General features: G+C 47.2%; 8 protein-coding genes. All 8 read right to left on the bottom strand.

Going from position 1 to position 8,761, the window contains the following annotated elements:
• Positions 1-117: 117 nt before the first annotated feature.
• Genes TH606_RS08850 through TH606_RS08815 form a run of 8 tightly spaced genes read right to left on the bottom strand, consistent with a single transcriptional unit; the run spans position 118 to position 8,736 of the window.
• The gene (locus TH606_RS08850; protein WP_068543048.1) at positions 118-534 is read right to left on the bottom strand and encodes an HI0074 family nucleotidyltransferase substrate-binding subunit; all 417 of its coding nucleotides are present in this window, start codon (positions 532-534) and stop codon (positions 118-120) included.
• Positions 525-818 (bottom strand): nucleotidyltransferase family protein, encoded by a 294-nt coding sequence (locus tag TH606_RS08845; protein WP_068543046.1) that lies wholly within the window; start codon positions 816-818, stop codon positions 525-527. Before TH606_RS08845 ends, TH606_RS08850 begins: the two co-directional genes overlap by 10 nt.
• A 4-nt stretch (positions 819-822) precedes the next feature.
• A complete protein-coding gene (gene acsC, locus TH606_RS08840) occupies positions 823-2,175 on the bottom strand; it encodes an acetyl-CoA decarbonylase/synthase complex subunit gamma (RefSeq protein WP_068543044.1) in 1,353 nt (450 codons plus the stop codon).
• 25 nt (positions 2,176-2,200) lie between these two features.
• Entirely contained in the window at positions 2,201-4,423 is a 2,223-nt protein-coding gene (acsB, locus tag TH606_RS08835; protein ID WP_068543042.1) for an acetyl-CoA decarbonylase/synthase complex subunit alpha/beta, read from the bottom strand.
• Between the two features lie 18 nt (positions 4,424-4,441).
• The gene (locus TH606_RS11910) at positions 4,442-7,093 is read right to left on the bottom strand and encodes an acetyl-CoA decarbonylase/synthase complex subunit delta (RefSeq protein ID WP_068543040.1); all 2,652 of its coding nucleotides are present in this window, start codon (positions 7,091-7,093) and stop codon (positions 4,442-4,444) included.
• The gene (locus TH606_RS08825; protein ID WP_068543038.1) at positions 7,090-7,791 is read right to left on the bottom strand and encodes a methylenetetrahydrofolate reductase C-terminal domain-containing protein; all 702 of its coding nucleotides are present in this window, start codon (positions 7,789-7,791) and stop codon (positions 7,090-7,092) included. Before TH606_RS08825 ends, TH606_RS11910 begins: the two co-directional genes overlap by 4 nt.
• A complete protein-coding gene (locus TH606_RS08820) occupies positions 7,791-8,174 on the bottom strand; it encodes a hydrogenase iron-sulfur subunit (RefSeq protein ID WP_068543036.1) in 384 nt (127 codons plus the stop codon). The genes TH606_RS08825 and TH606_RS08820 overlap by 1 nt, the downstream gene beginning before the upstream one ends.
• Positions 8,167-8,736 carry a 4Fe-4S binding protein gene (locus tag TH606_RS08815; protein ID WP_068543034.1) on the bottom strand — a complete coding sequence of 190 codons (570 nt, stop codon included), beginning with the start codon at positions 8,734-8,736 and terminating at the stop codon, positions 8,167-8,169. Before TH606_RS08815 ends, TH606_RS08820 begins: the two co-directional genes overlap by 8 nt.
• Positions 8,737-8,761 lie beyond the last annotated feature (25 nt).

Genomic DNA, 8,761 nt, shown 5'->3' with positions numbered 1-8,761 from the left:
TTTCTTCTTTGGCCATTTCCTGGATAGGGCCAGGATTTCGCTCTCGCATGGCCTGGCCAGTGCGTTTTCCCATAATGTTGATGGACTCTGCAATACAAACCACCGTCTGACTCATATTTAAACCTCCTCCTTTTCAAGTTTTTCTTCTACACGTTTCAAAATATTTTCCATAAGTTCAGTATATTTAGGTAAATCGCGATAAATAATCCTGGCTACTTCTTCACGATAAGTATGCGACGTAGCATTCCGTGCATCTACTTTTAAAGCCATCTCAGTTTCTTCCGGGGAAAGAATATCCACTTTGCCAGCCGTGCGAAAACAACTTTTGGGTGAATAACATTCCAGCTTCTCAATTTTCCAGAGAAATCCTTTAAGCACCTTCCAGACTACCTCAAAAGTGTATTCAAACCTCTGAATAGAAGCATCTCTAAAAACCACATAGAGTTCGTTAGTTATATCAACTTTTTTATCCAGTAGTTCAGATAAAGTCCCAAGGGCCTTATAAGCTGTATTAAGACGGTTTTTTAAATCCACTTTTCTCCCTGGGTAAGTATCTTCTTCCGTAACTCATCTGAGAGTTCTTCCCACCAGACCACATCAACTTCGTAGGGAAAGGTGCTCTCCTCAAGGAACTCCCTGAGCTCAGAAATAATATAACTCGGCCCTTTTATAACTAGGTCAAAATCTGAAGCCCTCATTGGCTTTCCCCAGGCCCTTGAACCAAACAAATAAACTTCTACCTCTTCAACCTTGTTTTTCTCACAAAACTCATTGAGCAGTTTTCTTAATTTTTGGGTCCATTTGTTATTGTTAGCCATAAACTCAGGCGGCCTTCCACTCCTTTAAAAAAGAAGGAAGCCCACTTGCTTCCCGCGGGCCAATCACGATTTCCCAGTCAGGGAGCTCTTCTTCAAGCTCGCCTTTAATTCCTGCCAGATACCCCGGGATAATAAGCTTACGATGTTTAACCTTGTCAGCAATGCCGCATTTTTTGACGAACTCGGCAATAGTATCTGCTCCAAACTTACCAGCTGCCCAGGCGGTGAGCACTGAAAGGCCTTCCGTATCTTTAATAAGGAGCCAGGTGGGCACGCGGCTCCCTTCCACTTCACCAGAGACGATAAAGTAAGTAAGGGCAAAGTTACAGGTAACAATAACAGGAGAGTTTTCGTCTGGCCCATTGAGTGGATAAATGCCTTCTTCCACCACCAGCGGCCGCTGCGGATCAGTAAATATATTCATTCTTTCTACCATGAGCGGGAAGAGAAGGTCAGCCCGGAAGTCGGAAAGGATAATCATTCCCGCGTACTTGGCTACCAGCACTGAGGCAATCATATACTCGGTTACGATGTTATCTGTAAAACGAAAGGGAAAAGTAATGCTAGGAAAGCCAAAAGGCTTAAAGCGCTTCTTAATAGCCGCCCGACGCATGATAACCTGGTCTTCATAAAGCTCACGGATTCCTCGTGGGCCGGTGTCCAGCACAATGTCTTTTATACCTTCTTTCATGAGCTCTTCGGCTATGCGAGCGGCCTCTCCTAAAGAATCGGCCTTAACCCCTAAGGGGAATTTGGTCTCTTTAGCAAGTTCTGCCATTTCTTTCAGGTTATCCAGGGTCACACCGTAAAGAAGGGCCTTGTGTTCGCCGCATTCCTTAGCGCCTGCGGCCAGAACATCTTTTTTCTCACTCATAAGCACAAAAACTGCTTCTGGTGCTTTTTCACGAACTATTTTGACTACTTCTGCCATTTTCCCGGCTTCGCCATGGCTGTCTTCAATAGCCACCACTTCAGGTTTGAGTTTGACCCCTACCCTCTCCCAGCGAAGTTTTTTGAACCTGGCAAGTCGCTCTTCTATTTCATCTTGAGCCATGTCTGTGCTTAACAAAATGCCTATGCCAGGCGGATGCTCAAAGCGTTTTTCATGACGAAAGAGAACGGTCTCGCCACCTATGGCTAGGGTATGATCACCGCTTCCAAGCTTTACCGTCCTGATGGGAGGAGCCGAGGCTTCTGCTATCTTTTCTTTTACCTCTTCAGAGACATAAGGACAGGCAGCAATATCAGCCTGACCTGCCGCTACTTTCATGGCAAAGGCAAGGCAGGTAGGAAAACCACACTCCTTACAGTTCTTCTTAGGGAGCATTCCGAGGATTTGAATACCCGTAAGACCCATTTTTAACCCCTTTTATAATTTTTTCTTACATCAGTGGCGGAAGTTCTTTAACTGGGTGGCCTACCTTTTCAATCCAGGCCGCCACTTCTTCTTCTGTATTAGCCACGGTTTCATCGGCAATCTTATCTATTAAGTCAGGGATACCCAGTTCTTCAGCCCTAGCTTTAAGCTTTTCTTTGAGCTCCTCTTTAAGGCTTTTGGGCATCCACACCACCCGTTTAAGGCCACCTTCAGCGATAAGAAACTTCCGAGAAGTGATATAGTGCTTGGAAACCCCCATAAAACCAGGGGTTACCTGGCCGCCACCCACCATACCAGCCATGGTGGTAAACTTCATGCCTGTGGGTGTAAGGCCCAGATAATCGCGGTTAACTATCATGATACCATTACAGGTGGGAAGCATAGCGGCGATACATTCAAAGCAACCACAAGCTGTCATAGGATCAACCATGATACTATAAAGGCTTACTCTTTCCACTTTGCCACGAGAGGCCTGCTTCACATATTCGTTAATACCCGTGTATTGCCCGAGTTTTTCATCTATGACTTCGCCTTTTTCAATGGGCTGGTTAGGCCCGGTAGGGTTAATTTCATAACAGGCTTTACCGTCAAGCCAGTTATAAGCCCCACACATACCAATTCTTTCAGGGGTGATCACGCACACATGGCTTGGAGCAAAGCTCTGGCAAAGGGTGCAGGAGTAGTAAACATCAACGCTTTCGTCAGTCATACCCGCAATCTTTTCATCTCGGCGGGCATAAACCTTTTTGGCCAGTTCAAGGATTTCTTTTACCTTATCTTCTTCGGTATAGATGGTAACCTGGCATTTATCCACAATGGCCCCAAATTCCTGACGCAGTTTGGCGTAAAGGATTTCGCCGATATGACGAAAGAGAAAGCCCTTTTCCACAGCGGCCTTGCTAATACGCAGCCACATGATATTACGCTGACCTACATGCATAATACCCTGAGCATAGTTAATAAGATGGTGAAACTGGCGCTCTAAAATGGCCTCAAAGTCTTCCTGCATGTTAGCTCCAGCTACTTCCACCAGCACGGCAAAGGGCAAACGATATGGCGGGCCTTCAAGGCCAAGTTTTTCTACTTCATTTATTTCTGGGCCGATAACCTCAATCTTTCCGTCTTCTACTTCATCAAGGGACTTGGCAATGAGGAGTTCCACCGCTGGGGTGCGGCCACCACCGCACTCAAGATAAAGGTCTCCCTTACGCACCCTTTCTCCCTCAAAGGCCGGGGCGTAAGCGACAGGAATATCAAGTTTCACCGCCGTAACTTTAAGCCCCCTTACCTCTAAGGCCCGGTCAACCATCTCTTCATAAGGTACCTTTGAAACCACGTGTTCATAAGTGCAGATACCCCAGGGCTTAATCTCTGGAATATCCCAGTCGGAAATAGTGGGAAAGCCCCAGTTTATGGCGCCAGCGGCGTTGGCATACCACTCATCAGAAACCGGGCCAAAGGCTAATACAAAAGCAAAAGTACGGTCTTTGTTATAAAGAAGATTACCCATATAATCACCAGGCTTAATACCCCCAAAGGCCATAGCCACCCGGCAGGCAAAACCAATAGCAAAAACCACTGAGCTGGTGTATGGCCCAAAGGGGATAAGACGCGTTGGCCAGCCAAGTTGCACCCCCAGTTCTTTTAGCTGCTCAGCCATGCGCACACCGCCTGTGTCAGAGTGCATGAAGACGTATAGATTCTTTTCCAGGAGTTCCTGGGCAATCTTTTGGGCGATTTCTTTTTCAGGTGGTGCCCCCAGACAGGCTGCAAAACCAGGGGCTGTTCCGTCAACGAATTCAACTCCTCTTTTACGGAAGATTACGTCGTCAGCCGCCCCGAGCCAGATATTATCCTCAAGGGGCTCTTCAGTCTTGGTGTAAAAGTTAGGGTCTTCAAGATAACGGATTGCCTCAATTACTTCTTCGGCAAAAAACGTGGCCATGCCAGCGTCAAGGGCTGGCCCAAGGTAAGGCAGCCACATATGTTCAGATGGTACTGGCGGAAGAAGCCTTTTGGCCTCTTCAAGCACTTCCTGACAATCTCCTAGCTTTTTAACCGGATAACCAAGCATGGCGTAGATGATGGGCAGATAATAGGCAGTATTGGGAAAAGCAACCTCCTGGTCTTTCCCAAACTTTTTTACCGCTTCTTCATATTTGGCAAAGGCTTCATCTACAATCTTATGAGCGCCTCTTATAGCCGCGGTAGCAATAATCTTAGACATCAAGCCCTCCTTCTAAATTTATTCTTGAGCCATAAGGCCCTTAATTATCTTATGGGTAACTTCTATGGCCTTGGGATGCCGCATTACAAGAAAATCTCCCCCAGCCATAAGAAGGGAAATAGCCGTAATGGCCTCAAGGGCAATGCCCCTTATTTCTTGTTCTCCAAGCATTTCGTCAGAGGGGAGCCCGGCTTCTTTTGTCTTCCATACTTCACGCCCCACGTTTATGACAAAAGGCACCTGGAGCTTATCATCCCCGGCGTAAAGGGCGGCAAGCCTTATACGCTCCATCACCGAATAAGTATATTCAAGCCCGTAACCAACAGCCCCAACTGATGGGTCCATACCGATGCGGTCAAGGGGCACACCTACGTTTTCAAGTAAGATATTAAGCTGTTTAGCCAGGTTTACGTCTATAGGGCTTGAGGCAATGAGCGCGTAACCATAACCCATGGCTGTAGCCCCAAGGGCCCGGTGGTTGGTGTCCACCACTGGCCCCACCATAACGTTTTTAGCCCCAAGCACATTGGCTACTTCTCTTATGACATCTACGTCTTTTTCAGGAGAACCAGACCCCCAGATAACAAGGGGCACATCTACGGCCTTGGCTACTTTTTCTACCACTTTGGCCGCATGGTCAGGCCCAAGGTTCAAGAAATTCGGGTCTGTACCTACCAGATAGATATTTATAGCCTCGGCCCCGTAAACCTCCACGCACTTTTTGGCCCATTCTCCCGGGTCATCAAATACGTCTTCAAAGTACTTGGCTATGGCTTCAGGCCAATCCTCAGGCTTGACATCAAGGACCTCCATGGCCACCCGTGGAGGATTTTTCATCTCTCCCTCAAAAAGATGGAAAGGCAATACATTGGTGCCACCAAAGGTAATCTTTTTATCTCCCTCGCCAATAGTCACTTCTTTTATCCAGGCTGAACCCGGCTCTTTATAAACATCTTCAGGAATTCCCGCTGCCCGCTCTGAAACATCACGGTAATCACTGGAAAGGTCTGAAAAGACAAGTATTTCAGAAACTTCAGGTGTCTCGGCCTTAACCTCGGGCTTCTCTTCAGGCTTTTCTTCAACAACAGGCGGTTTTTCTTCGGCTTTAAGCTCTTCAACTCTAGCTAAACCTGCCCTTCCCTCTTCTTGCTCAGGCGAAATTTCAAGGACTTCTTTGAAAAGCTTTTCCGCCTCATCGAGCTCTTTAGCCTCAAGTTTTTCTTTAGCTATTTTAAGTAACTCTGCTATTTTTTGTTCTTTTTTGAGTGCTTCTATGGCGTTTTTAGCCAGTTCATTTTCTGGTTCAAGGGAAAGCACTTGTTCATAGAGATTAAGGGCCTTTTCGTAATCTCCTGATTCTTGGGCTGCTTTAGCCGCAGAAAGAAGATCTGCCACCTGCTTGGCCTTTTCTTCCTCTTCTTTGGGGATAGCAGGGGCTTCAGGCTTAGGCTCCCTGGGAACTTCCTCAACAGGGGGTCTTTTTTCTTCTGAAGGAGGCGGAGGTGGAACTTCTCCTCCAAGGAGAGTCTTCTCAAGGTTTGCCAGACCCTCATGAAGCATATTTATTCCGTCCCGCAGGGCCTCCATGCTTGAACGCAAAGAAGAAAAGACGTTTTTTAGGGCCTCAACTGGCACTTCCACTTTAGGGGGAGCTTCAGGTTCAGGAACTACTTCGGGTTTTTCTTCGGTAATCACTACTTCAGGAACTCGTTCTTCTTTTACTACTGGTTTTACTTCCTCAGCCAGTGGTCTCTTTTCAAGCCCAGCCCTTTTTACAATCTCAGGGACAGCCTCTTCCCACTCAATGGCCATGATATGAACACCGGCCACGCCAGGAATTTCGCGGACTTGTTCTATGATTTCTACGGCAATATTTATACCTTCTTCTTTTTTGTCCTTGGCGTCTTTCAAGCGAGTAAGAATTTCATCAGGCACATCAAGCCCTGGCACAAAGTATTTCATATAACGCGCCATACCAAAGGACTTGGGAGGGGTTACTCCAGCCAGGATAAAAAGCTTTTCTGTAAGGCCGAGGTCTCTTGCCATTTCCATAAACTTGCGAAAGCGTTCAAGGTTATAAATTATCTGGGTTTGAATAAACTGAGCCCCGGCAGCCATCTTTTTGGCCATACGGTGCACTCTGAATTCAAAAGGATCTGCAAAGGGATTTTCCGCTGCTCCCAGGAAAAACTCAGGGGCCTTGCCTTTTATTTCCTCGCCGCACTGAAATTTCTTTTCGTCTCTCATGCGGCGGACCATGTCAAGCAGCTGGATAGAGTCTAGGTCAAAAACCCCTTTGGCCTCAGGGTGATTGCCAAACTTGGGGTGGTCCCCAGTAAGACAGAGGAGATTTCGCATACCAAGGGCGGCTGCTCCGAGAAGGTCTGCCTGAATGCCAATACGATTACGGTCCCTACAGGTCATCTGGATAACAGGTTCAACGCCTTCTTCGCGTACCAACACCCCAGAAGCAATGGAAGACATGCGCACGATAGCCGTCTGACAGTCAGTAATATTGGCCGCATCTACAAAGCCACGAATAATTCGGGCCTTTTTACGCACTACTTCCGGATCAGCACTCTTAGGTGGCCCGATCTCACAGGTAACAGCAAAATGCCCCTCTTTGAGAACCCTTTCTAAATGGCTCAAATACTTCTTATCTTCACTCACTTAACGCCTCCTGAGTGTTTACTTTTGTTATTGATTTCAAGGTCAGGACGTTCCCTTTTCCTGGGGCCGCCATAGCCTGCAGGAATCCAGTTTTTAGGAGCCCATATCTTGGCAAGCTTTTCGAGTTCACCCCTTGCCTTCAAACGGTCATAAATAAGCTGCCACACACAAGGAGTATCAGGGTCTATTTCGCAACGGCTATTTTGAGAACCACCACAAGGGCCATTTAAGAGATTTTTAGCACAACGGGCAATAGGACAAATTCCTCCAGTAAGGTCAAGGATACAATCTCCACAACCACGGCACATCTCTTCCCACTTACCAAGGGCCGGGTTTGCCCCGTAAAAAGTGGTGTTAACTCCTGGGTAGATTTTAATATCAGGATAAAGGTCAGAAGCGAGATTTACCCCTACGCCACAGGCAAGAGATATTGCCGCTTCTACCTGGTCTTTTAGTTTGGCCAGAGGGGTTAAATATTCAGGGTCACATTGACGTACAAGAGTTTTTTCTATAGTTTCCAGGGGCTTTCCGTTGTTCTTGCGGGCCAATCGCAGGGCAGCTGAAAGGATCTCTACCTCCCGGTCACCTCCAGCCGAACAGATGGCCACACACCCCCGACACCCTATTACCGCCACTTTGGAGTAGGGCTCTATCATTTCAAGAATTTGTTTTATGGGTTTTCTTTCCGCTACAATCATCAGGCTGCCTCTTTTATTCTAAGTAATTTTTCAAAGGTTTCTTTGACCGCTGCCACCAGTGCCCCGGAATCTAACCTGGGGACAAAGGTCATATTTACCTTTTGGGGGTCCATATCAATCTCTGAAAGAATCTCTCTGGCAAGTTCTACTTTTTTTTCAGCCCTGGTGCTTCCTGTCCTGTTATGACAGGTACCATTTTCGCAGCCAGCCACCAGCACGGCCTCTGCCCCTTGTTCTAGGGCCTTAAGGATATCAACCACTTCAATCCTTCCTGAACAGGGGTAACGCTTTAGCTCAATTTCAGCCGGAATATCGGCAAAATCTTCTTCGGTAGCCTCGTTAGTGTAATGACAACAAAGAATGGTGATCTTGATTTTATCCATGCCCTCCTCCGCGCACCGTAGCTATCATTTCTGGTGAAGCGTTAAGGATTATAGCCCTGGCCGGACACTCCACTACGCAGATGCCACAGCCTTTACACTTATCAGGCTGGATTACCGCGTAGCCTTCCTCTGTGATATAAGGAGCTCCAAAGGGGCAATCTCTCACACAAGTGAGACAGGCAATACATTTGCCTGCGTCAACCCTGGCCAAGCGCCCAACTTTAAAACGCATTTCAAGGGCAAGTTCAGGGTCTCTCTTTTCTACTACCGCTTTAAGGGCCTTTATTACCTCCATGGGCTTAACATCCATGGGACAGACCGGGATACAGGAGCCGCAACCAGAACACTTCCAGATAGCCTCTCCTGAGAGAAGCTTCTCTTTAAGCCCCAAAAGCACTCCGTGCACAAATACCCGAGGGTCAAAATCTTCCTCTACCTTCTCCACCGGGCATATCCCCGAACAGGCCCCACAGCGGAAGCATTGCGCCAGCGTCGCCGGGGCTTGATATTTTTCTTTTAATTCCAAACCAAAATTAGCTTCTCTTTTCTTTAACTCAAGCATATAGAGCTCTCCTGGAGCAAAAAAT

The sequence above is a fragment of the Thermodesulfatator autotrophicus genome (genome assembly GCF_001642325.1).
Taxonomy (GTDB): domain Bacteria; phylum Desulfobacterota; class Thermodesulfobacteria; order Thermodesulfobacteriales; family Thermodesulfatatoraceae; genus Thermodesulfatator; species Thermodesulfatator autotrophicus.
This window is presented reverse-complemented; position numbering and strand designations above follow the sequence as displayed.